30 protein-coding genes are annotated in these 26,236 nt (G+C 71.0%); 13 read left to right on the top strand and 17 right to left on the bottom strand.

Going from position 1 to position 26,236, the window contains the following annotated elements; translation table 11 throughout:
- Nucleotide 1: 1 nt before the first annotated feature.
- From FDA94_RS11065 to FDA94_RS11050, 4 genes are all read right to left on the bottom strand, one after another.
- Nucleotides 2–505, bottom strand: a complete 504-nt coding sequence (locus FDA94_RS11065) for a M15 family metallopeptidase (protein WP_246059743.1) — start codon at nt 503–505, stop codon at nt 2–4.
- Nucleotides 506–610: 105 nt separating this feature from the next.
- Nucleotides 611–1,768: a sensor histidine kinase gene (locus tag FDA94_RS11060; protein WP_137246967.1), complete on the bottom strand. Its 1,158-nt coding sequence runs from the start codon at nt 1,766–1,768 to the stop codon at nt 611–613.
- Between the two features lies 1 nt (nt 1,769).
- A complete protein-coding gene (gene cseB / locus FDA94_RS11055) occupies nt 1,770–2,432 on the bottom strand; it encodes a two-component system response regulator CseB (protein ID WP_137246966.1) in 663 nt (220 codons plus the stop codon).
- A 92-nt stretch (nt 2,433–2,524) separates the two neighbouring features.
- Entirely contained in the window at nt 2,525–2,914 is a 390-nt protein-coding gene (locus FDA94_RS11050) for a pyridoxamine 5'-phosphate oxidase family protein (RefSeq protein ID WP_137246965.1), read from the bottom strand.
- 303 nt (nt 2,915–3,217) lie between these two features.
- Here FDA94_RS11050 and FDA94_RS11045 point away from each other — a divergent pair, with 303 nt between their 5' ends.
- The 3 genes from FDA94_RS11045 to era are packed head-to-tail and all read left to right on the top strand — an operon-like array spanning nt 3,218 to nt 5,107.
- Nucleotides 3,218–3,874 carry a hypothetical protein gene (locus FDA94_RS11045; RefSeq protein ID WP_170990884.1) on the top strand — a complete coding sequence of 219 codons (657 nt, stop codon included), beginning with the start codon at nt 3,218–3,220 and terminating at the stop codon, nt 3,872–3,874.
- Nucleotides 3,871–4,200 (top strand): cytidine deaminase, encoded by a 330-nt coding sequence (locus FDA94_RS11040; RefSeq protein ID WP_137246963.1) that lies wholly within the window; start codon nt 3,871–3,873, stop codon nt 4,198–4,200. The genes FDA94_RS11045 and FDA94_RS11040 overlap by 4 nt, the downstream gene beginning before the upstream one ends.
- Entirely contained in the window at nt 4,193–5,107 is a 915-nt protein-coding gene (gene era, locus FDA94_RS11035) for a GTPase Era (RefSeq protein WP_137246962.1), read from the top strand. The genes FDA94_RS11040 and era overlap by 8 nt, the downstream gene beginning before the upstream one ends.
- On the opposite strand, the gene FDA94_RS11030 is transcribed toward era, so the two are convergent.
- From FDA94_RS11030 to FDA94_RS11000, 7 genes are all read right to left on the bottom strand, one after another.
- Nucleotides 5,098–5,532: a hypothetical protein gene (locus FDA94_RS11030; protein WP_212735272.1), complete on the bottom strand. Its 435-nt coding sequence runs from the start codon at nt 5,530–5,532 to the stop codon at nt 5,098–5,100. The two genes, era and FDA94_RS11030, sit on opposite strands and share 10 nt — an antisense overlap.
- A 76-nt stretch (nt 5,533–5,608) precedes the next feature.
- Complete coding sequence (locus FDA94_RS11025) at nt 5,609–6,355, bottom strand: urease accessory protein UreD (protein ID WP_137246960.1); 747 nt, start codon at nt 6,353–6,355, stop codon at nt 5,609–5,611.
- Nucleotides 6,355–7,029, bottom strand: coding sequence for an urease accessory protein UreG (gene ureG / locus FDA94_RS11020; RefSeq protein WP_137246959.1), 675 nt, complete (start codon nt 7,027–7,029; stop codon nt 6,355–6,357). Before ureG ends, FDA94_RS11025 begins: the two co-directional genes overlap by 1 nt.
- Nucleotides 7,019–7,675, bottom strand: a complete 657-nt coding sequence (locus tag FDA94_RS11015; protein WP_137246958.1) for an urease accessory protein UreF — start codon at nt 7,673–7,675, stop codon at nt 7,019–7,021. Before FDA94_RS11015 ends, ureG begins: the two co-directional genes overlap by 11 nt.
- Before the next feature lie 10 nt (nt 7,676–7,685).
- Nucleotides 7,686–9,398, bottom strand: a complete 1,713-nt coding sequence (locus FDA94_RS11010) for an urease subunit alpha (protein ID WP_137247059.1) — start codon at nt 9,396–9,398, stop codon at nt 7,686–7,688.
- Nucleotides 9,399–9,405: 7 nt separating this feature from the next.
- Nucleotides 9,406–9,732: an urease subunit beta gene (locus tag FDA94_RS11005; RefSeq protein WP_137246957.1), complete on the bottom strand. Its 327-nt coding sequence runs from the start codon at nt 9,730–9,732 to the stop codon at nt 9,406–9,408.
- On the bottom strand, nt 9,729–10,031 hold the full coding sequence (locus tag FDA94_RS11000; protein ID WP_030450727.1) for an urease subunit gamma: 303 nt from the start codon (nt 10,029–10,031) through the stop codon (nt 9,729–9,731). The genes FDA94_RS11005 and FDA94_RS11000 overlap by 4 nt, the downstream gene beginning before the upstream one ends.
- Before the next feature lie 231 nt (nt 10,032–10,262).
- Between FDA94_RS11000 and urtA the strand changes: the two genes are divergently transcribed.
- The 5 genes from urtA (at nt 10,263) to urtE (ending at nt 14,921) form a co-directional block, all read left to right on the top strand.
- Nucleotides 10,263–11,492 carry an urea ABC transporter substrate-binding protein gene (urtA, locus tag FDA94_RS10995; RefSeq protein WP_246059740.1) on the top strand — a complete coding sequence of 410 codons (1,230 nt, stop codon included), beginning with the start codon at nt 10,263–10,265 and terminating at the stop codon, nt 11,490–11,492.
- 61 nt (nt 11,493–11,553) lie between these two features.
- Nucleotides 11,554–12,420: an urea ABC transporter permease subunit UrtB gene (gene urtB, locus FDA94_RS10990; RefSeq protein WP_137246956.1), complete on the top strand. Its 867-nt coding sequence runs from the start codon at nt 11,554–11,556 to the stop codon at nt 12,418–12,420.
- A complete protein-coding gene (gene urtC, locus FDA94_RS10985) occupies nt 12,417–13,487 on the top strand; it encodes an urea ABC transporter permease subunit UrtC (protein WP_137246955.1) in 1,071 nt (356 codons plus the stop codon). Before urtB ends, urtC begins: the two co-directional genes overlap by 4 nt.
- Nucleotides 13,484–14,245: an urea ABC transporter ATP-binding protein UrtD gene (urtD, locus tag FDA94_RS10980; RefSeq protein ID WP_137246954.1), complete on the top strand. Its 762-nt coding sequence runs from the start codon at nt 13,484–13,486 to the stop codon at nt 14,243–14,245. Before urtC ends, urtD begins: the two co-directional genes overlap by 4 nt.
- The gene (gene urtE, locus FDA94_RS10975) at nt 14,232–14,921 is read left to right on the top strand and encodes an urea ABC transporter ATP-binding subunit UrtE (protein ID WP_062442403.1); all 690 of its coding nucleotides are present in this window, start codon (nt 14,232–14,234) and stop codon (nt 14,919–14,921) included. Before urtD ends, urtE begins: the two co-directional genes overlap by 14 nt.
- A gap of 136 nt (nt 14,922–15,057) precedes the next feature.
- Here urtE and FDA94_RS10970 read toward each other — a convergent pair whose 3' ends face one another.
- Genes FDA94_RS10970 through FDA94_RS10960 form a run of 3 tightly spaced genes read right to left on the bottom strand, consistent with a single transcriptional unit; the run spans nt 15,058 to nt 17,252 of the window.
- Nucleotides 15,058–15,999: a GNAT family N-acetyltransferase gene (locus tag FDA94_RS10970; protein ID WP_170990883.1), complete on the bottom strand. Its 942-nt coding sequence runs from the start codon at nt 15,997–15,999 to the stop codon at nt 15,058–15,060.
- A gap of 14 nt (nt 16,000–16,013) precedes the next feature.
- Complete coding sequence (locus FDA94_RS10965) at nt 16,014–16,967, bottom strand: GNAT family N-acetyltransferase (protein WP_137246952.1); 954 nt, start codon at nt 16,965–16,967, stop codon at nt 16,014–16,016.
- Between the two features lie 42 nt (nt 16,968–17,009).
- Nucleotides 17,010–17,252 carry a DUF2630 family protein gene (locus tag FDA94_RS10960; RefSeq protein ID WP_137246951.1) on the bottom strand — a complete coding sequence of 81 codons (243 nt, stop codon included), beginning with the start codon at nt 17,250–17,252 and terminating at the stop codon, nt 17,010–17,012.
- 191 nt (nt 17,253–17,443) lie between these two features.
- Between FDA94_RS10960 and leuA the strand changes: the two genes are divergently transcribed.
- A complete protein-coding gene (leuA, locus tag FDA94_RS10955; protein WP_137246950.1) occupies nt 17,444–19,159 on the top strand; it encodes a 2-isopropylmalate synthase in 1,716 nt (571 codons plus the stop codon).
- A gap of 171 nt (nt 19,160–19,330) precedes the next feature.
- Here leuA and FDA94_RS10950 read toward each other — a convergent pair whose 3' ends face one another.
- Nucleotides 19,331–20,428 (bottom strand): NAD(P)/FAD-dependent oxidoreductase, encoded by a 1,098-nt coding sequence (locus FDA94_RS10950; RefSeq protein WP_170990882.1) that lies wholly within the window; start codon nt 20,426–20,428, stop codon nt 19,331–19,333.
- 70 nt (nt 20,429–20,498) lie between these two features.
- Between FDA94_RS10950 and FDA94_RS10945 the strand changes: the two genes are divergently transcribed.
- The gene (locus tag FDA94_RS10945; RefSeq protein ID WP_137246948.1) at nt 20,499–21,392 is read left to right on the top strand and encodes a Gfo/Idh/MocA family protein; all 894 of its coding nucleotides are present in this window, start codon (nt 20,499–20,501) and stop codon (nt 21,390–21,392) included.
- Here the strand turns inward: FDA94_RS10945 and FDA94_RS10940 are convergent.
- The gene (locus tag FDA94_RS10940; protein WP_137246947.1) at nt 21,383–22,360 is read right to left on the bottom strand and encodes a Glu/Leu/Phe/Val family dehydrogenase; all 978 of its coding nucleotides are present in this window, start codon (nt 22,358–22,360) and stop codon (nt 21,383–21,385) included. The genes FDA94_RS10945 and FDA94_RS10940 overlap by 10 nt on opposite strands.
- Before the next feature lie 169 nt (nt 22,361–22,529).
- Complete coding sequence (locus tag FDA94_RS10935; RefSeq protein WP_137246946.1) at nt 22,530–23,198, bottom strand: TetR/AcrR family transcriptional regulator; 669 nt, start codon at nt 23,196–23,198, stop codon at nt 22,530–22,532.
- 82 nt (nt 23,199–23,280) lie between these two features.
- On the opposite strand from FDA94_RS10935, the gene FDA94_RS10930 reads away from it, so the two are divergent.
- The 3 genes from FDA94_RS10930 to FDA94_RS10920 are packed head-to-tail and all read left to right on the top strand — an operon-like array spanning nt 23,281 to nt 26,221.
- Nucleotides 23,281–23,742, top strand: a complete 462-nt coding sequence (locus FDA94_RS10930) for an SRPBCC family protein (protein WP_137246945.1) — start codon at nt 23,281–23,283, stop codon at nt 23,740–23,742.
- Nucleotides 23,739–24,635, top strand: coding sequence for an NAD-dependent epimerase/dehydratase family protein (locus tag FDA94_RS10925; protein ID WP_137246944.1), 897 nt, complete (start codon nt 23,739–23,741; stop codon nt 24,633–24,635). The genes FDA94_RS10930 and FDA94_RS10925 overlap by 4 nt, the downstream gene beginning before the upstream one ends.
- Before the next feature lie 17 nt (nt 24,636–24,652).
- Nucleotides 24,653–26,221, top strand: a complete 1,569-nt coding sequence (locus FDA94_RS10920) for an alkaline phosphatase D family protein (protein ID WP_137246943.1) — start codon at nt 24,653–24,655, stop codon at nt 26,219–26,221.
- Nucleotides 26,222–26,236: the final 15 nt, after the last annotated feature.

The following is a 26,236-nucleotide window of genomic DNA, read 5'->3' as shown; positions in this document are numbered from 1 at the left end:
GTCAGGCGCTCGCGTCGGCCCGCATCGGGGGGCAGGCGCCGCCCGGCCCGGTGGCCAGCTCGAAGTGCCACATCTCGTTCGCGTACGTCTGGCAGAGGCCGTATGCACGGCCGTGCCGGTTGAGCCAGTCGTCGGCGTCGGTGGGTCCGACGTCGACGGCGTCGCCGGTGACGTGGCGGGAGCGGTCGGGGGTGCTGACGAAGCGGCGGGCCTCCCGCTCGCTCCCATACTTGGTGATGGCCTCCTCGTACAGCTGCCGCTGGTAGCGCTCGCTGCGCCAGGCGGTGGTCAGGAACATCTCCACGCCGTCGTCGGCGGCGTCCCGGGCGGCCTCCTGCACGGCCCGCAGCAGGGCGGGGTCGAGGTTCGCGATCGCGGGCAGGCGGGTGTCGAACGGGGAGACGTGCGCTCCGTCGGCGACGAATCCGTCCGCGACGCCGACGGGGGCGGCCGCGCAGGTGGTGGTCGTGAAGGTCAGCAGCAGGGGCACCAGCCACCGGTACATGAGTGAACGTCCGTTCCTGATCGGCATCGGGTGGATGCGTTCAGGCTGGTCGGCGTAGGTGTCAGTACTGCGGAAGCCGGATGTCGGCGGGCGCTTGGCCGTGTATCAGTTCAGCCGCACGGTGGCGACCGCGCCGCCGCCGGGGGCGTTGGCGAAGGAGAGCCGCGCGCCGATGACCCTGGCCTGCCCGGTGGCGATGGTCAGCCCCAGGCCGTGCCCCCGGCCGCGTTCGCTCGTGCCGGTCCGGAACCGCTGCGGCCCCTCCGCCAGCAGCGGCTCGGGGAACCCCGGCCCGTGGTCGCGGACGGTGATCGTCGTGCCCGCCACGCGCACCTCGACCGGGCCATTCCCGTGGCGGTGGGCGTTCACGACCAGGTTGGCCAGGATGCGGTCGAGGCGGCGGGGGTCGGTCTCGGCGATCGGGTCGCCGTGGACGGTCACCTCGGCCGTCAGGCCCGTCCGGTGGACGCAGTCGCGGGCGAACCCGCCCAGCGGAACGGCCACCCGGTCGGCGGACTCGGCGCCCGCGTCCAGGCGGGAGATCTCCAGCAGGTTCTCCACGAGGACGCGCAGCACCCCGACCCGGTCGCGGACCAGCTCGGTCACCTCGCCGTCCGGCAGGAGCTCGGCGGAGGTGACCAGGCCCATCAACGGGGTGCGCAGCTCGTGGGCGACGTCGGCGGTGAACCGCTGCTCGGCGCGCAGGCGGTCGTGCAGGGCGGCGGCCATCGTGTCGACGGCGGCGGCGATGCCGGTGATCTCGTCGCCGCCGCGCCCGGCCGACGTGCGGGCCTCCAGGTCGCCTTCGGCGATGCGGCGGGCGGTGCGGGCGACCCGTCGCAGGCGGCGGTTGGGCAGTTCGGCGGCCAGCGCCGCCAGCGGGACCACCAGGCCCAGGACGCCCGCCGAGGCGAGCACGATGTGGCGGTCGAGGGCTCGCAGGTTGCGCAGGTCGCCGCCCATGTCGATCTTGACGGCACCGGTGTCGTCGGCCGCCCACATCCACGGGACGTCGGGGTCGCGGTCGTCGTACCAGGTGGCGAAGGTGCCCGGACCCCCGAGCCGGGCGGTCAGCTCGGCCGGGAGCGGGCCGGGGTCGGCCGGGCCGGCCAGCAGGGCGGTCAGCGCCCGGTCCCTGCCGAGGGCCAGCGAGCGCTCCAGGGTGCTCTGGTGGACGAGAACGCCGACGGCCAGCGCCACCACGCCCGACGCCACGGCCACCAGGGCGGCGATCTGCCAGCGCAGGGATCTCCAGCGGGACATCTCAGCGCCGCAGCTTGTAGCCGAAGCCGCGGACCGTCTCGACGCGGTCGGCCCCGACCTTCCGGCGCAGCCGCTGGACGCACAGGTCGACGACCCGGCTGTCGCCGTCCCAGCCGTAGTCCCAGACGTTGCGCAGGAGCGTCTGACGGTCCAGGACGATGCCGGGGTTGGCGGCGAACTCCAGCAGCAGCCGCAGCTCGGTGGGGGCCAGGGAGATCTGCTCGCCCGCGACGTACACCTCCAGCGCCTCGGGGTCGACGGTTAGGTCGCCGAAGACGAGCCGGGGGGTGCCGGGGGCGGGGGTGGCCCGGCGCAGCAGCGCCCGGATCCTGGCCACCAGCACGGAGGTGTCGGCGGGCTTGACGACGTAGTCGTCGGCGCCGGCCTCCAGCCCGGACACGACGTCCAGGGCGTCACCGCGCGCGGACATCATCAGGATCGGGACCAGGCTCGACTCGCGTACCCGGCGGCACAGCCCGATGCCGTCGAGGCCGGGCAGCATCACGTCGAGCAGCAGGAGATCGTGGTCGCCGGCGTGGAACCGCTCCAGACCGGTCAGGCCGTCGGCCGCCGGGTCGACCCGGTAGCCGTAGCGCTCCAGGGCCATGCCGACGCTCTTGCGGATCACCTCGTCGTCCTCGACGAGGAGCACCGAAACCGACATTGGTCTCCAAAGGCGCAGGAACAGGTCCGAAGCAGAATATGCGGACCTGGCAGCCGTCCTGCCTCAGCCGTGTATCAGCCGCGAATCAGTGACTACGCCCTGATCGGGTGGACGCGGTATTCGTAGGCGTGCTCGTCGAAGAGTAACCACTCGGTCACGTCGATCCGGTAGAGCCGCTCGCCCGGGGCCAGGCGGACCGGGTCGGGCGACTCGGCGGCGCTCGCGAGGCCGGCGAAGGTCACGCCCCGCCCCGCGCCGGCGATGATGGAGCCCGCCACTTTCGGACGGGTCTTCAGGCCGGCCACCAGCGGGCGGTCGCGGTGGGCGATGAACATGAGCCGGTCGGGCCCGAAGGCCGCGTGGAAGGGCAGGGGGAGGAGCGCCGGCGCCCCGTCGTCGTCGACGGCGGACAGGGACATGAGCCGGGCGTTGCCGACGTACTCCTGCAGGAGGCGTCGGTGGTGGGCGGGCGCGGTTGTCACGTGCCAAGGATGCTCTCACCTGCTTGGGTGTGTCTTGCATCCGGCAAGGAGTTTCTCCGCAAGCGTTCTTTAAGCGGCTTGCAAGTCATCCCGGGCATTCTTTCTCCAAGGCGTCCGGGAGGGGTTCGGGGCGCCGAACAAGGGGTCGATCGGTGCGCCGGGAGGGGTTCGCGGCGCACCGGCTGATCTGAGGGGGATCATCGATTAGGGGGCTCTCGTCCGGCGAGAGCCCCCTAATGATGTTTTTAGGCCCGTTGCTATTCGGGAATGTAGCCCGAGGGATATCGACGGGGGGACCTGGAAATGCGCGTGGCGAGACTGACCATCGCCTGCTGTCTGCTCGCCGCCGCCGTCGCCGGATGCGGCTCGGGTCCCGTGGGCGACGCCCGCACCACCCCGCAGGCGCTCAAGATCAAGGCGCTGTTCGCCGACCTCGACGAGATCCCGCGCGGCTTCGCCACCCGGTCGCGGCCCGGCTGGGAGGAACCGTTCGAACCGGTCGTCCAGGCCTGCCGCCGCCTGTTCAACCTGATGGCCGGCCGGCCCGCCCGCAAGGGCCTGACCGCCGCCACCACCGCCAGCTACCTGGGTGAGGGCGTCGGCCAGACGGCCGCCGTCTCACTCGCCCTGTACGGCTCCCGCGAGGCCGCCGACCAGATGGACGAACTGGCCAAGGCCTCCCGCAAGTGCACCACGGCCCGTGACCAGACCGCCGGTGAGGTCAACCGGCTGACCGTCGCCCCGCTCGCGGTGTCGGAGCAGATCCTCCAGGGCGGGGGCGTCGCGCGCCGCCTGGTCGGGCGGGTCGGCGGCTATCCGTACGAGATGCACCTGATCGTGGCCCGCCAGGGCGGCGCGGTGATCGGCCTGGTGAACGCCGGCATGAGCGGCGCCGACGCCCGCACGACCGAGGAACTGGCCCGATTGGTGTCCCGCAAGGTCGCTACCCTTGACCTGTGACGCTCGACCCTGAAGACGAAAAGATCCTCACCCTGGCCCGGTCGGCCAGGGCCAGGAACGGCACCGCCGAAGGCGCCGCCGTCCGTGACGAGACCGGCCGGACCTATGTCGCGACCGACGTGAACCTGCCCTCGCTGCGGCTGACCGCCGTGCAGGTCGCGGTGGCGACGGCGGTGTCGAGCGGCGCCCAGGGCCTGGAGGCCGCGGCGCTGGTCAGCGACGCCGAGGAACCCGCGCAGGAAGACCTCGCGGCGGTGGAGGACCTGGGCAACGCGATCCTGTTCCACGCGGGCCTCGACGGCTCGCTGAAAGGACGCTATGTCTGATCGGCCGGTGTCTGAGTTCCGCGCGGGGTTCGCCGCGTTCGTGGGGCGGCCCAACGTGGGCAAGTCGACCTTGATGAACGCCCTGGTCGGCACCAAGGTCGCGATCACCTCCTCCAAGCCCCAGACGACCCGGCGGGTGATCCGCGGCATCGTCCACCGGCCCGACGCCCAGCTCGTCATCGTCGACACCCCGGGCCTGCATCGGCCCCGCACCCTGCTGGGGGAGCGGCTCGACAGCCTGGTGCTCTCCACCCTGACCGAGGTCGACGTGCTGGGGTTCTGCGTCCCGGCCAACGAGCCCATCGGGAAGGGCGACCGGTTCATCGCCGAGAAGCTCGGCGCGGTCAAGAAGACGCCGGTGATCGCGGTGGTCACCAAGTGCGACCTGGCCTCCCGCGAGGAGGTCGCCAAGCAGCTGCTCGCCGTGTCGCAGCTGGCCGAGTTCGCCGAGATCGTGCCGGTGTCGGCGAAGGGCGACGACCAGCTCGACGTGCTGGCCGACCTGCTGATCGACCGGCTGCCCGAGTCGCCGCCCCTCTACGCCGGCGGCGAGCTGACCGACGAGCCCGAGCAGGTGCTGGTCGCCGAGCTGATCCGCGAGGCGGCCCTCGAAGGCGTGCGCGACGAACTGCCCCACTCGATCGCGGTGGTCGTCGAGGAGATGGGCCCCCGTGAGGGGCGCGACGACCTTCTCGACGTGTACGCCTTCATGTTCGTCGAACGCGACTCGCAGAAGGCCATCGTCATCGGCCCCGGCGGCTCGCGGCTGAAAGACGTGGGGAGCAGGGCCCGCAAGCAGATCGAGGCGCTGCTCGGCAGCCGCGTCTACCTCGACCTGCGGGTCAAGGTCGCCAAGGAGTGGCAGCGCGACCCGAAGCAGCTGCGCCGGCTCGGCTTCTACGACTGATCGGGCGGCTGACGACGCCCCATGAGGGCGAGGCAGGCCAGCGCCGCGACCACGATCGAGGCGCCGAGGCCCGCGAACCAGCCGTACATGATCGTGGGTTCGACCGAGACCAGGCCCGGGATGGCCATCGAGAGGCGGTCGAACCCATGGGGCCTGGTCAGGAACATGGCCAGCGAGAACGCGGCGACCGCGCCCGGCAGGATGGCCAGGCCGGTGATGATCCGGCTGCGGGAGATCCCCAGCGCGCCCAGCCCGGCGGCGACGACGCCCGATCCCATGACCCACCAGCCGGCCGCGTCCTCGGTTCCGTGTACGGCGGTCAGGTCGGCGTTGACGACTCCGAACGTGGCGCTGATCCCGAACCAGGGCAGCACTCCGGTCATGGCCAGGCCGAGCCCCGCTATCACGACGGCCAGCCCTAACAAGGTGCTTGTTCCGCTTCGATCCGGTGTGGGGGGATGTGCGGTTGCCACGTCTCCACCCTAGTTGCCACGTCTCCCTCTAGGGGAGAACGCGGCTCTCTCCCCAGGAGAGCCGATGTCGGAGTTCGACGGCGTCGGCGGCCAGCGCCGAGACGAGAGTGCCGGGACCGGCCAGTGGGAGCACCGCGACCCCTTCGGCGACTTCCGCTTCTCTGGGCTCGCTTTTCGGTTCCTCCGCCGCGGTTTCGGTCGTGATGAGGGTGCTGCCGACGCACCGCGCGGTGCCGAACACCGCTGGGCTGGCGTCGGTTTCCGGGTCGCCGACGACGAACTCCTGGCGGAGCAGGGGGTGGCCGTCGACCGTCGCGTCGAAGCGGGAGTGGCAGCGGCCGGGCCGCTCTCCGTGGCGGCCGAAGACGATCTCCTCGCGCCAGAACAGGGACGCGTCCCGTGCGAGCTCGATCGACGTGGTCATCCGGTGGTCGCAGCCGGCCGCCAGGACCGTCGGCTCGGGGGCGAAGACCAGGGTGGCGCCGGAGGCGACGTACACGTGGATCTCCATCAGGGAGCGGCCGGTGCCGGGGAGCACCAGCGTGCTGGCGATGGAGCGGACCGTCAGGGAGGTGCCCTCGGCGACCTCGACGTCGAGTCTCAACCGGTCGCCGCCCAGAGGGCCCGCGCCGGTGCTGACCAGGTGGATCTCTCCGGGGGCCGTCTGCCGCAACGTGATCGGCGGGTCGGAGCGCATGGTCTCGATGCGGGTGAGGCCCCGGTCGTCCAGGCCCGTGCGAAGGATCGCACGGGCCCGGACCAGCGCTTTCGTCATCACAGGTGGCTGTGGGAGTGCTGGTGCCGCCACGATTCGACGATGCCGGCGACCCATTCGGCCACCGAGTGGGCGCCCCTGTCCTCGCGGATCGAGGTGAACAGGACCGGCTTGCCCTCCCGGACCGCCGCCGCGTCACGGGACATGACCGTGAGGTCGGCGCCGACCATCGGGGCGAGGTCGGTCTTGTTGACCACCAGCAGATCGGCCGACGTGACGCCGGGGCCGCCCTTGCGGGGGACCTTGTCGCCGCCGGAGACGTCCAGGACGAAGATCTGGCGGTCGGCCAGGCCCCGGCTGAACGTCGCGGTCAGGTTGTCGCCGCCCGACTCGACGATGACCAGGTCGAGGGGGCCGAAGCGCTCCTCCAGGGTCTCGACGGCGTCGATGTTGGCGGCGATGTCGTCGCGGATCGCGGTGTGCGGGCAGCAGCCCGTCTGCACGGCCATGATCCGGTCGGGGTCGATGACGCCGGCCCTGCGCAGGAAGTCGGCGTCCTCGGTCGTGTAGATGTCGTTCGTCACCACGCCCAGGCGGAGCGACGGCCCGAGGCTCCGGCAGAGCGCCGCGGTCAGAGCGGTCTTGCCGCTCCCGACCGGGCCGCCGATGCCCAGGCGCAGCGCCCGGCCGTGCCCGTCGGGCGCGTCGTGGTGGTCATCGTGGTTAGCTGACAAAGAGCCTTACCTCCGTACGTAGGTGCTGTTCGGCCAGCAGATCGAGAGCGGGGGCGGCGTGCGCGGGTAGCGCGGACCAGTCGTGCTGTTCGGCGATGACCGAGTCATAGGGGAGTTCGGCCAGGACGCGGTGGACGGTCACCGGGTCGAGCCCCAGCAACCTGACCGCGGCCGTGGCCGCACCGGTGACGGACGTGTAGGCGGCCGCCATGGCGGCCTGGTGGGGCGTGCACCCGGCGGCCTGGGCGGCGACGCCGAGGGCGATCGGATGGTGGGCGCCGTCGGGCACGGCCCGGGCCAGCGCCGCGAGCGCCGCCGACGGCCAGATCCGCTTCGCGGTCCTGACCAGCAGACGGCCCTGGGTCCGACTGGCCAACCGCTGGGCGGGCGAGGCGATCCTGGCGTCGGCTTCGGCGTCCAGGAGCCGCCACGCGCTTTCGGCGTCGGCCGCCGCGCAGGCGGACCAGGCCAGCGCCGCCGCCACCCGGCCGGCCGTCGCGAGCCGGCCCCGAAGGAACCGCGCCAGGTCCTCGGGGCCGGAGATCGCGCCGATGCGGCAGGCCTCCTCCGCGCCGCCCGAATGGGCGTGACCGCCCGCGGGCAGCCGGGAGTCGGCGAGCAGCAGCAGACCGGGCAGACCGTCCATCGCCGGTGGCCTAGAAGAGGAAGTAACGCTGGGCCATGGGCAGGACCTCGGCCGGGGCCGGTTCGATCAGTTCGCCGTTGACCTTAACGGCGAAGGTGTCGGGGTTGACCTCGATGTCGGGCAGGGCGTCGTTGAGCGGCATCGACTCCTTGCCCCGGGACCGGACGTCGGCCACCGGCGCCAGTCGCCGCTCGACCCGCAGGCGGTCGGCGAGGTCGCCTTCGAGGGCCAGCGGCGCGACGAAGTGGACCGAGGTCTGGGACGGGGCAGCGCCGTAGGCGCCGAACATGGGTCTCGGGAGGACCGGCTGCGGCGTGGGGATCGAGGCGTTCGCGTCGCCCATCTGGGCGTAGGCGATCATGCCGCCCTTGACCACCAGGTCGGGCTTCACGCCGAAGAACGCCGGGGTCCACAGCACCAGGTCGGCGAGCTTGCCGACCTCCACCGAGCCGACCTCGGCGTCGAGGCCGTGGGCGATCGCCGGGTTGATGGTGTATTTGGCGACGTACCGGCGGGCCCTGAGATTGTCGGCCACGCCCTCCAGCGCGCCCCGGCGCTTCTTCATGACGTGGGCGGTCTGCCAGGTGCGGATGATCGTCTCGCCGACGCGGCCCATGGCCTGGGAGTCCGAGCCGATCATCGAGATGGCGCCGAGGTCGTGCAGGACGTCTTCGGCCGCCATCGTCGACGGGCGGATGCGGGATTCGGCGAAGGCCAGGTCTTCGGGGATCGACGGGTTCAGGTGGTGGCAGACCATGAGCATGTCGAGGTGCTCGTGGTGGGTGTTGACCGTGTGGGGCCGGGTCGGGTTGGTCGACGACGGCAGGATGTTGCGCTCCCCGGCGACCTTGATGATGTCGGGGGCGTGCCCGCCCCCGGCGCCCTCGGTGTGGTAGGCGTGGATGCTCCGGCCGTTGATTGCGGCCAGGGTCGACTCGACGAATCCGGCCTCGTTGAGGGTGTCGGTGTGGATGGCGACCTGCACCCCGGTCACGTCGCAGACCGCGAGGCAGGCGTCGATCGCGGCGGGGGTGGTGCCCCAGTCCTCGTGCAGCTTGAAGCCCGACGCGCCCGCCCTCAGCTGCTCCAGCAGCGCCTCGCTGCTGACGGTGTTGCCCTTGCCGAGCAGGGCGACGTTGACGGGCATGCCGTCCATCGCCTCCAGGATGCGGCCGACGTACCAGGCCCCGGTGACGGTGGTCGCCTTGGTGCCCTCGGCCGGGCCGGTGCCGCCGCCGACCAGGGTGGTCACGCCGCTGGCCAGGGCCTCGTCGACGATCTGCGGGCAGATCAGGTGGACGTGGGAGTCGACCGCCCCGGCCGTGACGATCTTGCCGTTGCCGGCCAGGATCTCGGTCGAAGGGCCGATCACGAGATCGGGGTGGACCCCGTCCATCGTGTCGGGGTTGCCGGCCTTGCCGATGGCGACGATCCGGCCGTCGCGCACCCCGATGTCGGCCTTGACGACGCCCCAGTGGTCGAGGATCACCGCACCGGTGATGACCAGGTCGGGGGCGCCCTCGGCGCGGGTGGCGCGGGCCTGGCCCATCGACTCGCGGATCACCTTGCCGCCGCCGAACACCGCCTCGTCGCCGGCTCCGGCGGGGCCCATCGCCAGGTCGTCGGTGACCTGGATGAACAGGTCGGTGTCGGCCAGGCGGATCTGGTCGCCGGTGGTGGGGCCGTAGAGGGCGGCGTACCGGGCGCGGCCGATCTCAGGAATGCGGGTCTCAGGCATGCGGGCTCCCGTCGAGAGGGCCGGCCCATTCGGAGCGCAGGCCGGGCACGACCCGCTTCCCGGCGATGGGCACCAGGGTGACGTCACGCTCGACGCCCGGCTCGAACCGGACGGCGGTGCCCGCCGGCACGTCGAGACGGTGGCCCCAGGCGGCCTCGCGGTCGAACTCCAGCCCCGGGTTGGCGGCGGCGAAATGGTAGTGGGAGCCCACCTGGATGGGCCGGTCGGCGATGTTCACCACGCGCACGGTCACCCGCTCGCGCCCCGGGTTCAGCGGGACGGGCTCGGGGCCGGGGACGATCTCTCCGGGAACCGTCATGAGATCGGGTGGTGGACGGTGACGAGCTTGGTGCCGTCGGGAAAAGTGGCTTCGATCTGGACGGAGTCCAGCATTTCCGGCACGCCCTCCATGACGTCCTGACGGCGCAGGACCTTGCGGCCGGCGTCCATGAGTTCGGCGACCGACTGGCCGTCGCGGGCCCCTTCGAGCAGGAACGACGCGATGATCGCGGTGGCCTCCGGATGGTTCAGGCGCAGGCCCCGGTCCATCCGGTCGCGCGCGACGCCGGCCGCTACGTGAATGAGCAGGCGTTCCTGCTCGTGTGGGGTGAGCCGCATGGCCGGACCCTAAGAAAGATCGGTTTCAATGGCGTTTCCGCGCGATGACGGACGCGTTTCCGAGTTTTCCGGCGCTCCCGGTCAATGATAGCGCCGTCCGCCGCGTTCATTGATTGAGTGAAGTTTCGGTAATCGGCTATTAACCTCACCGATTTTCCCGGGAAATCGCGTTCGATCACCTTTGCGGCAGACGGGTCGGTGCGGGGGCCGTATCGGCAAGGAGGAAATTCATTGCGCAACGCATTCTTACGGACCGCGGTGGGCGCGGGTCTGGTGCTGGTTCTGGCCGCCTGCGGCGGTGAACCGACCGAGAGCACGACCGGTGGCGGCGCCGCGGCGGGCGGCGACACCATCAAGGTCGGCCTGCTGCACTCCCTGAGCGGCACGATGGCCATCAGCGAGGTCACGGTCCGCGACGCCGAGCTGCTCGCCATCGAGGAGATCAACGCCGCCGGCGGCGTGCTCGGCAAGAAGCTCGAACCGGTGGTCGAGGACGGCGCCTCCGACTGGCCGACCTTCGCCGAGAAGGCCAACAAGCTGATCAGCCAGGACAAGGTCGCCACCGTCTTCGGCGGCTGGACCTCCGCGTCGCGCAAGGCGATGCTCCCGGTCTTCGAACGCCACAAGGCGCTGCTCTGGTATCCGGTCCAGTACGAGGGCCTGGAGTCCTCCCCGTACATCTTCTACACCGGCGCGACGACCAACCAGCAGATCATCCCGGGTCTGGACTACCTGAAGGAACAGGGCAAGACCAAGATCTTCCTGGTCGGCAGCGACTACGTCTTCCCGCGTACGGCCAACAAAATCATCAAGGCCTACGCCGCCGCGAACGGAATGACGGTTCTCGGCGAGGAATACACCCCGCTCGGTCACACCGAATACTCCACTTTGACCAACAAGGTCGTTCAGGCGAAGCCCGACGCGGTTTTCAACACGTTGAACGGCGACAGCAACGTGGCCTTCTTCAAGCAGTTGAAGAGCGCCGGGGTGACCGCCGAGTCGATGCCGGTGCTTTCGGTTTCCGTGGCGGAAGAGGAGGTCACCGGAATCGGCGTCGACAACATCGTCGGCCACCCGGTGGCGTGGAACTACTACCAGACCACCGAGAACGCGGCCAACACCAAGTTCGTCGCCGCCTTCAAGGCCAAGTACGGCGACGCCAAGGTCACCTCCGACCCGATGGAGGCCGGCTACAACGCCGTCTACCTGTGGGCCGAGGCGGTCAAGAAGGCCGGCACCACCGAGGTCGAAGCGGTGAAGAAGGCCTCCGGCGGGATCGCGCTGGAGCGTCCCGAGGGCCTGGTCACCATCGACGGCGAGACGCAGCACATGTACAAGACGGCCCGCATCGGCATCATCCAGCCCGACGGGCTGATCAAGGAGGTCTGGAACTCGGGTGAGCCGATCAAGCCCGACCCCTACCTGAAGTCGTATCCGTGGGCCGGGAGCCTCGCCTCCTGACGCCGACTTCCCGGGGCGCCCGCGTGCGCCCCGGGACCGTACTTCCCAGAAAGGGGGCAGGGTGGAGGGAATCCTCAACCAGCTGCCGATCGGACTGTCGATCGGGGCGGTCCTGCTGCTCATCGCGCTCGGGCTGACGTTCACGTTCGGGCAGATGGGCGTGATCAACATGGCCCACGGCGAGTTCATCATGGCCGGGGCGTACACGGCCTACCTGCTGCAGGACTTCGCCGACCGGAACGCGGTGCTGGTGGCGCTGCCGGTCGCGTTCCTGGTGGCCGGGCTGATGGGGCTGATCCTCGAACGGACCGCGATCCGGCACTTCTACGGCCGTCCGCTCGACACGCTGCTGCTGACCTGGGGCGTCTCGCTCGTCCTCCAGCAGGTGGCCCGAGACCTGTTCGGCGCGCCGAACGTGCAGGTGCTGTCGCCCACGTGGCTGCAGGGCTCGCTCGGGCCGATGCCGTACAACCGGCTGTTCATCCTGCTGCTGGCCGTGGGTTCGGTCGTGGCGATCTGGGTCTACATGAACCGGAGCGCGCAGGGACGCCGGATGCAGGCCGTGATGCAGAACCGGCAGCTCGCCGCGACCAGCGGGATCAACACCGGGCGCGTCGACCAGCGGACCTTCTTCATCGGGTCGGGGCTGGCCGGGATCGCCGGGGTCGCGCTGACCCTGATCGGCCCGGTGGGGCCGACGCTCGGGACCTACTACATCGTCGACGCGTTCCTCGTGGTCGTCGCGGGCGGCCTCGGGCAGCTGCGCGGCGCGGTCATCGCGGCGCTCGCGCTGGGGCTGCTGAACTCGTACGCGGAGTTCTGGACCAACGCCAGCCTGGCCAAGGTGATCGTGTTCGCGGTGATCATCGCCTTCCTCCAGTTCCGGCCGCAGGGCCTGTTCGTCCTCCGTTCAAGGGCGCTGACATGACAGCCACACTCGAGAAGCCCCCCGTCACCGAGGCCCCCGTCAAGGAACCGCGCGACTGGCGCGGGCCCGCCCTCTTCGCGCTCGTCGCGGTCATCGGGCTCGTGGTCATGCCGCTGGTCCTGGAGCCGTTCCGGCTGGGGCTGCTGGCCAAGTACCTCACCTATGCGATCGTCGCCCTCGGCATCGGCCTGGCCTGGGGCCAGGGCGGCATGCTGACCCTCGGGCAGGGGGTGTTCTTCGGCCTCGGCGGCTACGCGATGGGCATGCACCTCAAGCTCAACGACGCCGGCGACGGCCTGCCCGACTTCATGGTCTGGAGCGGCGTCGAGACGCTGCCCGCCCTGTGGGAGCCGTTCCGCAACCCCGTCTTCGCCATCGCCATGGTGGTGGTCGTACCGGGAGCGGTCGCCTGGCTGCTCGGCACGCTCGTGTTCCGGCAACGGGTGCGGGGCGCCTACTTCGCGATCCTCACCCAGGCCCTCGCGGCCGCCATGGTGATCCTCCTCGTCGGCCAGCAGGGCCTGACCGGCGGCACCAACGGCCTGACCAACTTCTTCGAGTTCTTCGGCCAGGACGTCGCCGCCGACTCGACCCAGCGCGGGCTCTACTTCACCGTCGCGATCGTGCTCGGGATCCTGTTCATCGCGGCCTGGCAGCTCCAGCGGTCGAGGTTCGGGCGGCTCCTCCTGGCGGTGCGCGACGGCGAGGACCGGGTGCGGTTCCTCGGCTACAACCCGGCCACCGTGAAGACGATCACCTTCACCCTCTCGGCGGTCATGGCGGGCATCGCGGGCGCGCTGTTCGTGCCGGTCGTCGGGATCATCTCGCCGGCGCTGCTGGGGGTCGTACCGTCACTGGAACTGGTGGTCGCGGTGGCCGTCGGCGGGCGGTTCGCGCTCGCCGGGGCCGTGCTCGGCGCGGTCCTGATGGGCTACGCGAAGACCTATTTCAGCGAGGAACTGCCCGACGCGTGGCTCTACCTCCAGGGCGCGCTGTTCATCCTGGTCATCGGCCTGGCGCCGAAGGGGATCATCGGGTTCCTCCGCAGGAAGGACGTGGCGGCATGACGGCCCTGCTGGAGGTCCGCGACGTCTCTGTCGTCTTCGACGGGTTCCGGGCGCTCGACGGGGTGAACTTCACCGTCGACCACGGCGAACTCCGCTTCCTGATCGGCCCGAACGGCGCGGGAAAGACCACCCTGATCGACATCATCACCGGCCTGACCAAGCCGACCACCGGCACGGTGAGCTTCGACGGGTCGGTCATCAACGGCAAGCGGGAGCACCAGCGGGTGCGGCTCGGGATCGGCCGCACCTTCCAGACCTCGGTGGTCTTCGAGGAGCTGACCGTCCTGGAGAACCTCGACCTGGCGGCCTCGTTCCGCCGGCCGCTGGTCTCGCTGCTGGCCCGGCGCAAGGGCGTGACCGAGAAGGTCGCCCAGGCGCTGGAGACCACCCAGCTCACCGACCTGGCCGGGCGCAAGGCCGGGGTGCTCTCGCACGGGCAGCGGCAGTGGCTGGAGATCGGCATGCTGATCGCCCAGGGCCCCCGCCTGCTGCTCCTCGACGAGCCCGTCGCGGGCATGTCGGCCGACGAGCGGGCCCGGACCGGCGAGCTGCTGACCGAGATCGCCAAGGACCACACGGTCATCGTGATCGAGCACGACATGGACTTCCTCCGGCGGTACGCCTCCACCGTCACCGTCCTTCATGAGGGAAAACTCCTGATAGAGGGCTCGGTGGACGAAGTGCGGGCCGATCCGCGGGTACAAGAGGTCTATCTGGGTCGCGCGCGCGAGGAGGCAGCACACGATGTTGTCAGTTGACGATTTGGAGGCCGGATACGGCCGCGCCCGGGTGCTCTTCGGCGTCGGGCTGGCCGTCGAACCGGGGCAGCTCGTCTGCGTCATGGGCCGCAACGGCGTCGGCAAGACGACCCTGCTTAACACGATCATGGGCGTCATCCCGGCGACCGGCGGGACGGTGACCTTCGAGGGCCACGACGTCACCAAGATGAAGCCCCACGAGAGGGTCAAACTCGGCATGGGGTACGTCCCCCAGGGCCACGAGACCTTCCCCCAGCTCAGCGTCCTCGGCAACCTGCTGGTGACGCTGGAGGCGTCGGGGAACCCCCAGTCGGCGCTCGACGAGGCGCTCGACGTGTTCCCCCGCCTCAAACCGCTGCTGAAGCGCCGGGCCGGCTTCCTGTCGGGCGGCCAGCAGCAGCAGCTCGCCATCGCGCGGGCCCTGGTGACCAAGCCGAAGCTCCTGATCCTCGACGAACCGACCGAGGGCATCCAGCCGTCGATCATCATCGAGATCGAGGAGGCGATCGAGACGCTGCACGCCTCGGGCATCGCCGTCCTCCTCGTGGAGCAGTATCTCGACCTGGCCATGCGCCTGGCCGATCGCTACCTGATCCTCGACGGAGGTCATGTCGTCCACGCCGGGACGGCCGCCGACCTCCAGGGAGAGGAGGCCCGTAAACTGCTCGCCGTCTGACCGTTCTTGACAGTTCTCAGTAACGGCGCAGCTCAACGGCCAGAAGAAGGGTAGCGTCTAAGTCAGGACCCGTCGGGCCTCTCCCGGACTTGGTGGCACAGTCCGGGCCGGCCCGACGGGTCCCCCTTTTTTTGTGTCAGGTGCGGAGTTCCCAGATCCGCCACACATCCAGCAACTCGTAGCCGAGGCGTTCGTTGATGGCGATCATGTGGGCGTTCGTGACCGCGTTCCAGGTGATCACGCGGTCGACGGCGGGTTCGGCCGCGAACATCCGGGCGGTGTTGCGCAGCTTGACGTGGTATCCCAGGTTCCGGCCGCGGTGACTCTTGAGCACCGCCGTGTCGGTCTGCCGGGCCCAGCCCTCCGGGTCGGCCGCGTCGACGAAGATCCGGGTGAACGCCGCCGCCTCGCCGTCGGCGGCGCGGGCCACCGTGGTGTAGACGGTCTGGCGGGCCAGGTCCCAGGTGTCCTCGTAGACGCGGACCAGGTCGGGGTTCCAGCGTTCGGCGGCGACCTCGTGGTCGTCGGTCGGGGCGTCGTTCATGGTGTCGAGCAGGGTCACCATCTCGGCCAGCCGGTCGGGCGGGGTGGGGCCGACGGTGGTCTCGAAGGCGTAGCCGGGCGGGCCGGGCGGCGGCTCGGACCCGGCTGATCGGTGCAGCACCCGCCGGGCCTCGGTGTAGACGCTCCGGAAGCCGTGGCGGGCCGGGAACCCCTCGCCCTTCGCCTCGACGATCAGCTTCGACCGGCCCAGGGCGCGGGCGCGCTCGCGGGCGACGCCGAGCAGCGCCGAGCCGACGCCCCGGCCCCGGTGCCCGGGGGCCACTTCGAGCACGCGGATCAGCGCGTCGCCGAGGCGGTCGCGGTCGAAGAGGTGGAGGGTCACGCCGCCGATCACCTCGCCGTCGGCCACCGCCAGATGGGTCTCCGAGGGGACCGAGCGCCAGCCGCGCTCCACCCACAGCCGGAACAGGTGGGGTGACAGCGGCGGGCCGGGCGCGTGCAGGTGACCGGCGACCGCGTGGTAGCCGGCGGCCAGGTCGGGGGAGGCGTCGAAGTCGAGGGGGACGATGCTCATCGCACCGGTGGTTCTCATACGTGGAGTTCCCATTCGTGCCACACGTCGAGCAGTCGGTAGCCCAGCCGCTCGTTGATCGCGACCATGGGGGCGTTCGAGACGGCGTTCCAGGTGATCACCCGGGTGAGGTCGGGGCGGGCCCGCCTCAGCCAGGCCGTGTTGGCCTCCTTGACCCACCGGCCGAGGCCGCGGCCCCGATGTTCGCGCCGCACGGCGGTGTCGGTCTGCCGGGCCCAGCCGTCCGCCTCCAGGGTGTCGGCGAACAGGCGGGTGAAGGCGGCGGGCGAGCCGTCACCGGCGCGGGCGATCACGGTGAAGACGTCCTGGTGGGTCAGGGTCCACGCGTCTTCCAGCGCCGTGACGTCATCGGCGGTCCAGCGCTCCTCGTCGACCGACAGGTCGTCGAGCGGCGCGTCGTTCATGATCTCCAGGAGGGTGCTCATGTCTCCGATCAGCGGATCGGGGGTCCGGCCGCGGAGGAACTCCAGCCGGTAGCCGGGGACCTCCCGCTCCGGCACGGCGAAACCGGTCAGATCGAGCACCCGCCGGGCCTGGGAGGCGACCGCGCGCATGCCCTTGGCCCGGACGAAGGCCGCGCCGGAACCGCCCTCGGCGACCTCGACGAGCACCATCGCCCGGCCGTGGGCGCGGGCCCGTTCGGCGACCTGGGACAGCAGGGCGCCGCCCACACCGCGGCGCCGGTGGCCGGGGTCCACCTGGAGGAACCGGATCAGCGCCAGGTGGGTGTTGTCGCGGTCGGGCAGGTGGACGGTCACGCCGCCGATCACCCGGCCGTCGTCGACCGCGAGCCACGTCTCGGCGGGCATGGCCCGCCAGCCGCGCTCGGCCACCAGCCGGAACAGGTGGGCGGGCATCCGGGGTCCGGGCGCCATCGAGCCGGCGGCGAGCGCGTGGTAGTCGGCCGCCCTGCCGGGCTCGGCCGCGAAGTCGAGGGGGACGATGTCCATGAGGGTCAGTCCACCCCCGCCGCCGCCGGAAAGCGACCGAATTTACTGCTGGTAGCCTTCGACCTCGGAGACCGGGCGGGCGACCGCGCCGTCGGGGTTCTCGCCGACGCCGCGCCGGGCCCGCCGCTGGCGGAGCAGGTCCCAGCACTGGTCGAGAGACTCTTCCAGGTTCTTGATGCGGCCGCGTTCCTCGCTGGTGGCCTCGCCGGCGGAGATGCGGGCGCGGAGCGCGTGCTCCTCGTCGATCAGATCGCCGATGCGGCCGAGAATCTCGTTGTCCTGCATGATCCCCACTCTATTGGTCCTCCCGGGGAGGCCACTCCGGGGGCTCTGGTAGCCTCGGACCTATGCTGCGCGGGCTGCTCCTCCTTAGCCGCCGCGTCGAGGGCCTGTAACAGGCCGGCTCCCTCGTCGCGGTGCGAGTCATGCGCGTCGGCCACGTCCTGTGATGTGACCACCAACGAGGAGCCCTCGAAATGTACCCCCGGCAACAGCCCAGCCCCATGCCCTTCCGGCGCTATCAGCCCTTCACCCCCGTCGCCCTGAACGACCGCACCTGGCCGTCGAAGGTGATCGACCAGGCCCCCCGCTGGTGCGCGGTCGACCTGCGCGACGGCAACCAGGCCCTGATCGACCCGATGGACTCCACCCGCAAGCTGAAGATGTTCGAGCTGCTGGTGCAGATGGGCTACAAGGAGATCGAGGTCGGGTTCCCGGCCGCGTCCCAGACCGACTACGACTTCGTCCGCAAGATCATCGAAGAGGGCCGCATCCCCGACGACGTCGTCATCCAGGTGCTGACGCAGGCGCGGCCCGAGCTGATCGAGCGCACCTACGAGTCGCTGCGCGGGGCCAAGCAGGCCATCGTGCACCTCTACAACTCCACCTCCACCCTGCAGCGCCGGGTCGTCTTCGGGCTGGACAAGGAGGGCATCACCGCCATCGCGGTCGAGGGCGCCAAGCTGTGCAAGAAGCTGGCCGACGACATGGCGGGCGAGACCGAGATCTACTTCGAGTACTCGCCGGAGTCCTACACGGGCACCGAGCTCGAGTACGCCGTCGAGGTCTGCGACGCCGTCAACGACGTCTGGCAGCCGACCCCCGACCGCAAGGTGATCATCAACCTGCCCGCGACGGTCGAGATGGCCACGCCCAACGTCTACGCCGACTCGATCGAGTGGATGCACCGCAACCTGCGCTACCGCGACTCGATCGTGCTGTCGCTGCACCCCCACAACGACCGGGGCACCGCCGTCGCCGCCGCCGAGCTCGGCTACATGGCCGGGGCCGACCGCATCGAGGGCTGCCTGTTCGGCAACGGCGAGCGCACCGGCAACGTCTGCCTGGTGACCCTGGGGATGAACCTGTTCTCGCAGGGCATCGACCCCGAGGTCGACATCTCCGACATCGACGAGGTACGCCGGGTCGTCGAATACTGCAACCAGCTGCCCGTCCACCCGCGTCACCCGTGGGGCGGCGAGCTGGTCTACACCGCGTTCTCCGGCTCCCACCAAGACGCGATCAAGAAGGGCTTCGAGCACCTGGAGCGCGACGCCGCCGCGGCGGGCGTGCCGGTCGACGAGTTCGCCTGGGCGGTGCCCTACCTGCCGATCGACCCGAAGGACATCGGCCGGACCTACGAGGCCGTCATCCGGGTCAACAGCCAGTCGGGCAAGGGCGGCGTGGCCTACATCATGAAGGCCGACCACCAGCTCGACCTGCCCCGCAGGCTGCAGATCGAGTTCTCCCGGGCCGTTCAGGCCCGCACCGACGCCCAGGGCGGCGAGGTGACCCCGGCCCAGATGTGGGAGGCGTTCACCGACGAATACCTGCCCAACCCCGCCAACCCGTGGGGCCGCGTCGGCCTGCTGGCCCACCGCACCACCTCTGCCGTCGACGACAAGGACGCCATCAGCGCCGACGTCCGGGTCGAGGGCCAGATCCGCGAGATCCACGGCACCGGCAACGGCCCCATCTCGGCGTTCTGCGACGCGCTGGGCTCGCTGGGGATCGACGTGCGGGTCCTCGACTACACCGAGCACGCCATGAGCGGCGGCGCCGACGCCAAGGCGGCCTCCTACGTGGAGACCGAGATCGACGGCCGGGTCCTGTGGGGCGTGGGCATCGACGCCAACACCACGACCGCCTCGCTCAAGGCGATCATCTCGGCGGTCAACCGCGCCGCCCGATGAGCAGGTGAGAAGGCGCGGGGTCAGGCGACCCCGCGCTTTTTCCTTCTCCCGTCACGGCTCCGCCCACCCCGGCCCCGACCGCCGCCGGGGCTCCGCACCGCATCCGGCGCCACCCGGCCGCGCCACCGCCGCGCCGTCACGGCTCAGACGTCCCGGATCGAAGGGCGAGCGTCACGCCGGGAAGCGGTCCGGGGCCAGGCCGGCCGGGGGAGCCTCCAGGCCGAGGACCATCTCGGCGCAGATCCGGCCGACCGCCGGGGAGATGGCGAAGCCGTGGCCGCTGAAGCCGGCCGCGACGTACAGCCCTTCGGGGCCCGCCGGGCCGACGAGCGGGGCCAGGTCGGGGGTGATGTCGTAGCAGGCGGCGTACGACTGCGGGAAGACGACGTCGGGGAAGGCGGGGAAGCGCGTGGTGAATCTGGCCGCCGCGCGTTCGAGCTCCACGTCGGTGGCCTTGTTCAGGTAGCCGTCGGCGGTGGTGAGCTCGGCGCCCGTGTGGGAGCCGATGAGCAGGCGGCCGCTGTTCTCGTGGCGGACGTACTGCATGCCGACCAGGTCGGTGAAGGCGGGCACCGGGCCGACCGGGGCGCCGGGGGCGGCGATCACGATGGGCTCGCGCATCGCGCCGATGGGCAGGTGAACGCCGAGGGGCGCGACCAGGTCGGCGGTCCAGGCGCCGGCCGCGACGATCACGGCGCGCGCGCCGACCACCCGGCCGTCGGCGAGGCGTACACCCGAGATCGAGGAGGAGTCGCCCAGGAGGGCGGCGACTCTGGTGTGTTCGAGGATGCGGGCGCCGCCGCGCTGGGCCGCCACGGCGAAGTGGCGGCAGGTCGCGATCGGGTCGCCGTGGCCGCCGCGCGGTTCGAAGGCGAAGGCGGCGAAGTCCTTGGTCTCCAGGCCGGGCCACAGGGCGGCGACGTCGTCGTGGGTGACCATCGCGACGTCGATGCCGAGGTCCTGGCGGCGGGCGACGTTGGCGCGCAGCGTGGCGGCCGACTCCTCGCCGACGCCGACCACGTGGCCGGTCTGCCGGAAGCCCAGGCCGGGGTGGCTCTCGAAGAAGCGGGTGCCCTCCCAGGCCATCGCGGTCAGGGTGGGGCAGTCGTAGTGGCAGCGGACCAGCCCGCTCGACTTGGCGGTGCCGCCGGAGCCGGTGGTCCGGCGCTCCAGGACCAGCACGTCGCGCTGTCCTCGGGCGGTCAGCGCGGCGGCGATCGACAGGCCTTCCAGCCCGCCCCCAATGATCACCACGGCGTGGGAGCTCATGGCGGTAAGTGAACACTTGCCACATTGCCCCCATGTGGCCCGCTCGTTTCCGGCGGGTAACCTTCGGGCCATGAAGATCGCGATGATCGGTCTGGGCGACATCGCCCGGAAGGCGTACCTGCCGGTGCTCAGCGCCATCGACGGGGCCGAGCTCGTGTTCTGCACCCGGAACCCGGAGACGCTGCGCGAGCTGGGGGACGCCTACCGGGTGACCCGGCGGCACACGTCGGTGGCCGAGGTCGTCGACGGGGGAGCCGACGCGGCGTTCGTGCACGCCGCCACCGGGGCCCACCCGGCGATCGTGACCGAACTGCTGGAGGCGGGGGTGCCGGTCTTCGTCGACAAGCCGCTCGCCTACCGGCTGGAGGAGTCGGAGCGGCTCGTGGAGCTCGCGCGGGAGCGCGGGGTCCCCCTCATGGTCGGCTTCAACCGCCGCTACGCCCCCGGCGTCGCCGCCCTCCGCGACCTGCCCCGCGACCTGGTCATCCTCCAGAAGAACCGGCACACCGGGCCCGAAGATCCGCGCACGATGGTGCTCGACGACTTCATCCACGTCGCCGACACGCTCAGGTTCCTGGCCCCCGGAGAGGTCACCGCGACCTCGGTGCGGTTCCGGAAGACCGGCGACCTGCTGGAGCACCTCGTGCTCGAACTGTCCGGCGACGGGTTCACCGCCCTCGGGATCATGTCGCGGGTGAGCGGCCAGACCGAGGAGACCTGCGAGGTCATCGGGCGGGGCGAGAAGCGCAAGGTGCTCGACCTCGGCGAGGAGATCGCCTTCACCGAGGCCGGCGAGGTGCGCAGGCGGCGTCCCGACTGGGTTCCCGTCGGGACGCAGCGCGGCTTCCGCGGCGCCTGCCTCGCCTTCCTCGAAGCGGTCGGCGAGGGCAGGCTGCTCGACGCGGGCGACGCGCTGGAGACGCACCGCCTGTGCGAGCGGATCCTCGACGAGGTCTACGCGTAGCCGCCTCTCGACCGGCACGCGTCCGCCACCCTGCCGACGGCGATCACCAGGGCGGCCTGACGCAGGGTCAGGCCCGTCTCCCGTGACAGGGCTTCGACCTGCCGGTAGGCGGGCCGCAGGTGCTCGCGCAGCCGGGAGTCGAGATCGCCGATCGTCCACTCGCTGTGGGAGGCGATCGCGCCGCCGGCGTTGCCGAGCAGGTCGGGCACCACCACGCACCCCCGCCCGGCCAGGATCTGGTCGCCGGCCGGGGTGATCGGGCCGTTGGCGGCCTCGACGACCATCGGGGCCCGGATCTCGGCGGCCTCGTGGGCGGTGATCGGGCCGGTCGTGAGCACGAGCACGTCGGCGTCGGTGCCCAGGCCGCCGCCGACGACCTCGAACCGGGCCTCGGCCAGCTTGGCGGTCACCTGCGCCGCGACCGCGCCGGAGCCGTGGACGGCGACCGTCCGGCCCTCGCCGGGGCCGAGCAGCACCCGTACGCCGAGCGCCACGGCCTCGGCCAGGTCGGGCCGCGCCGAGGTGAGCGGGATGTCGCGGCCCACCAGCGGCTGGATCTCGTGGGTGTAGCGGCGGGTCAGCCGGTCGAACTCGCGCTCGGTCAGCCCGGCCGGGTCGACGGCCACGCCGCCCTTCGCGCCGCCGTAGGGCAGCCCGGCCAGGGCGCACTTCCAGGTCAGGCCCATGGCCAAAGCGGTGACCTCGTCGAGGTCGGTGGCGGGATGAAACCGGACGCCGCCCTTCGCCGGGCCGCGCGACAGGTTGTGCTGGACCCGGTAGCCCTCGATCACGTCGATCCGGCCGTCTTCGCGGCGGACCGGGACCGAGACGGTCATCGACCGGCGCGGGGTGGCGAGCAACTGATGGAGGCCCTCGTCGAGGGCGAGAAAGCGGGCGGCCTCGGCGAGGCGGTGCTGGGCGGAGGCCAGCGGGGCCGACGGCGCTGTCGGGATGTCCGTGACGGTCATAGTGGTGGTGCCTCTCGGATTGATCACCCATCGCCATTGACGGGTGATGTCCACCATTGTCGTGATGTTGGATCACGGCGATGTCCCGTTTTACGGGCATGTCGCCGTTTTTTCGTGGAGCCTGCTGTCCACTATCGCACCGGTTTTGTCACTGATCGTGAACGGGGTGTTACAAACCGAGGTATCTCGCGAGCGACCGCATTCCGTGGTCGAAGATCTCGCGGCGGTGCGTGATCGTGTCGCCGAACTGGCCGAACAGTTCGAAGCTGACGGCGCCGAACAGGGCCGTCCAGGCGGTGAGCGCCGGGGTGACGACCTCGTCGGAGACGCCGGGCATGACGCTCCGGAGCGCCTCGACGTCCGGCCCGAGCACGGCCGGCGGGGGCACGGCGACCGGGGAGACGGGCCGCGCGTCGCTGATGATCCGGCCGTAGACGAGGGTCGTGCGCATGGCGGGGGCGATGGTGTCGGCGGGGGCCTGGTAGCCCGGCACGGGGGAGCCGTAGAGCAGGGCGTACTCGTGGGGGCGTTCGAGCGCGAAGTCGCGGACGGCGTGGCAGAGGGCCAGCCAGCGGCCGGTGGGGTCCTGGCCCTGCTGGGACGCCTCGGCCGCGTCGCCGATGGCGTTGTAGCCGTCGATGATCAGGGCCGTGAGCAGGTCGTCCTTGGTCGGGAAATAGCGGTGGATCGCCGACGAGGCCATGCCCATCTCGCGGGCGACCGCGCGCAGCGACAGCCCGGCCGCGCCGTCGCGGGCCAGGTGGGTGCGGGCGATGTCGGTGATCTCGCGGACCATCTCGGCCCTCACGCGCTCCCGCGCGGTCCTCGCTGCGCTCATTTCCGCAGCTTAACAGAGCGGCGTACAGAAAAGAGAGCAGTGCTCTTGACGAGCGCTGCTCTAAAGAGAGAGCATTGCTCACATGAAGGATCTGCACACCGAATACGCGATGAAAGGCCGCATCGACGACCGTGCGCCGGTGCGGAACACCTCGTCGATCGAGATCGACGCCTCACCCGCCGAGGTCTGGGCGCTGCTGTCCGACCTGCGGGGCTGGGAGCGCTGGTGGCCCGAGCACAAGGTGCTCGAACTGGGCGAGATCGCCCCGGGCGAGCGGTACCGGTGGCGGCTGGGCGGCGTGAAGATCAGCTCCCGCTTCGCCGTCGTCACCGAGGGCCGCGAGCTGACCTGGAGCGGGGTGGTGCTCGGGCTCTACCGGGCGGTCGACCGCAACCTCGTCGAGCCGCTGCCCGGCGGGCGCACCCGCATGACCATCTCCGAATCGCTCGCCGGGCCGCTGGCCGGGCTGCTCTACCCGGCCGCCAAGCTCCGCGCCGGACACGAACGTTTCCTCGACGCGATCAAGAAGGAGGCCGAGAGATGAGGCACGTCGTCATCGGGGCCGGCCAGGTCGGCGGGCAGCTCGCCGAACTCCTGCTGGCCGAAGGACACCAGGTCGTCCAGGTCTCCCGTTCGGGGTCGGGCGCCCCGGGGGCCGAGAAGATCGCCGCCAGCGCGGCGGACGCCGACGCGCTGCTCCGGGCCTGCGCAGGGGCCGACGTGATCTACAACTGCGTCAACCCGCCCTACCACCGCTGGCCCCTCGACTGGCCGCCGATGCACGCCGCGATGCTGCGCGCCGCTCAGGAGACCGGCGCCGTGCTGGTGATGCTCGGGAACCTGTACGCCTACGGCCCCGTCTCCGGCCCGATGACCGAGGACCTCCCGCTGGCCGCCACCCACGTCAAGGGCCGGGTCCGGGCCGAGATGTGGGAGCGGGCGCTGGCCGCCGGGATCCGGACCACCGAGATCCGCGGCTCCGACTTCTTCGGCCCCGGCTCGACCGGGGAGGCCTACCTGACCACGCAGGTCATCCGCCCCGCCGCCGAGAACCGGCCCGTGGTCGTGCTGAGCGACCCCGACGTCCCGCACGCCTGGACCTACCTGCCCGACGTCGCCCGCGCCCTGCTGATCGCCGGCGCCGACGAACGGGCCTGGGGGCGGCCCTGGCACGTGCCGACCTCGAAGGCGATGACCTTCCGCGAGGTCGCCGAACGGTCGGCCGCGCTGGCCGGCGCCCGGAGACCGCGCATCGTGCGGGTGCCCAGGATGGCCTTCCACGCCATGGGCTGGGGCTCGCCGAAGATGCGGGAGTTGCGGGAGACCCTCTACCAGTTCGAGGCCCCGTTCCTGCTGGATTCCAGCGACTTCGAGAAGACCTTCGGGGTCGCCCCCACGCCCATCGACGAGGCCCTGGTGGCATCCATCCTGAAATAAGCGGTATCACTAGGAGAGTGGCACAACTAGTGATCGGCCCCCTCCTCCGCCACGTCGACGCGTCGACCGCGTCCATCTGGGTGGAGACCAGCGACCCTTGCACGGTCACCGTCACTGCGGGCGCCGAACAGTCGACAGAGCGCACCTTCACGGTGCACGGACACCACTACGCGATCGTGGACGTCCCCGTGAGCGAACCCGTCCCCTACCAGATCCACCTCGGCGACGAGGCGGTGTGGCCGCTGGAGACGATGGACCCCAGCGTCATCCGCCCCGTCGACCGGCTGAACAAGGTCGTGTTCGGATCGTGCCGGACCAGCGTCCCCCATGACACGGCCCACACCATCACCCACGGCGTGGACACCCTCTTCGCCTTTGGGCACGCCCTGACCGTCCACGACGAGCTCCCCGACCTGCTCATCATGCTCGGCGACCAGGTGTACGCCGACGAGCCGTCCAAGGAGATGCTCGACTACATAAAATCCCGCCGGGGCGACCAGGAGCCCATCGGCGAGATCGCCGACTTCGAGGAGTACGCCGAGCTCTACCGCCAGGCGTGGAACGACCCGGAGATCCGGTGGCTGCTCTCGACCGTACCGACGACCATGATCTTCGACGACCACGACCTGCGCGACGATTGGAACACCAGCAAGGACTGGCGGGCCCAGATGGCCCGGGTCCCGTGGTGGCCGCGCCGGGTCGTGGCTGGGCTGGGGGCCTACTGGGTCTACCAGCACCTGGGCAACCTGTCACCGGCCGAACGGGCCGCCGACGAGGTCTACACGAAGCTCCGCGCGGGCGAGGGCGACGGAGCCGCGGTGCTCGACGCGTTCGCCCAGCAGGCCGACGCCGACCCGTCGACCAGCCGGTGGAGCTACGCGCGCGACTTCGGCGACACCCGGCTGATCATGCTCGACTCGCGGTGCGCCCGCCATCTGGAGCCCCGGGAGCGGTCGATGCTCGACGCGACCGAGTGGGCCTGGCTGGAGGAGGTGCTGGCCGACCCGCCCGCGCGGGTGCTGGTCGGCTCGTCGGTGCCGATCCTGCTCCCGGCCGGCATCCACTACATCGAGGCCTGGAACGAGGCGCTGGCCGACGGGGCCTGGGGCAAGACGGTGGCCCGGTGGATGGAGAAGGCCCGCCAGGCCGTCGACCTGGAACACTGGGCGGCCTTCCGGCGCTCCTTCGACCGGCTGCTGAAGATGCTGGCCGCCTCGGGCACCACAGTCATGCTGCTGTCGGGCGACGTGCACTACTCCTACGTCGCCCGGGTCAAGGGCCTGCCGATCTACCAGCTGGTCTGCTCGCCGATCCGCAACCCGCTCAGCCGCACCCTGCGCCTGGCCAACGTGATCGCCCAGTTCGGCGTGGCCACGCTGCTCGGCGGCCTGATCGCCCGGACCGCGAAACTACCGAAGCCGCCGGTGAGGTGGCGCATCACCGACGGCCCCTGGTTTCCCAACGCGCTGGCCACCCTCACTCAGGAGGACGGCACGCACGTGGTCCGGTGGGAGACGCCGACCGTCCTCGACGACCCACCGAAACTCAAAGAGGTAGCCCGGGTGGAGCTCACTCCCATTCGTTAGGGCAGATTCACAGCG

This window comes from Herbidospora galbida (genome assembly GCF_005233835.1).
Classification (GTDB): domain Bacteria; phylum Actinomycetota; class Actinomycetes; order Streptosporangiales; family Streptosporangiaceae; genus Herbidospora; species Herbidospora galbida.
Note: the sequence above shows the minus strand (reverse complement) of the source record. Positions and strands in the feature narration are given on the sequence as shown.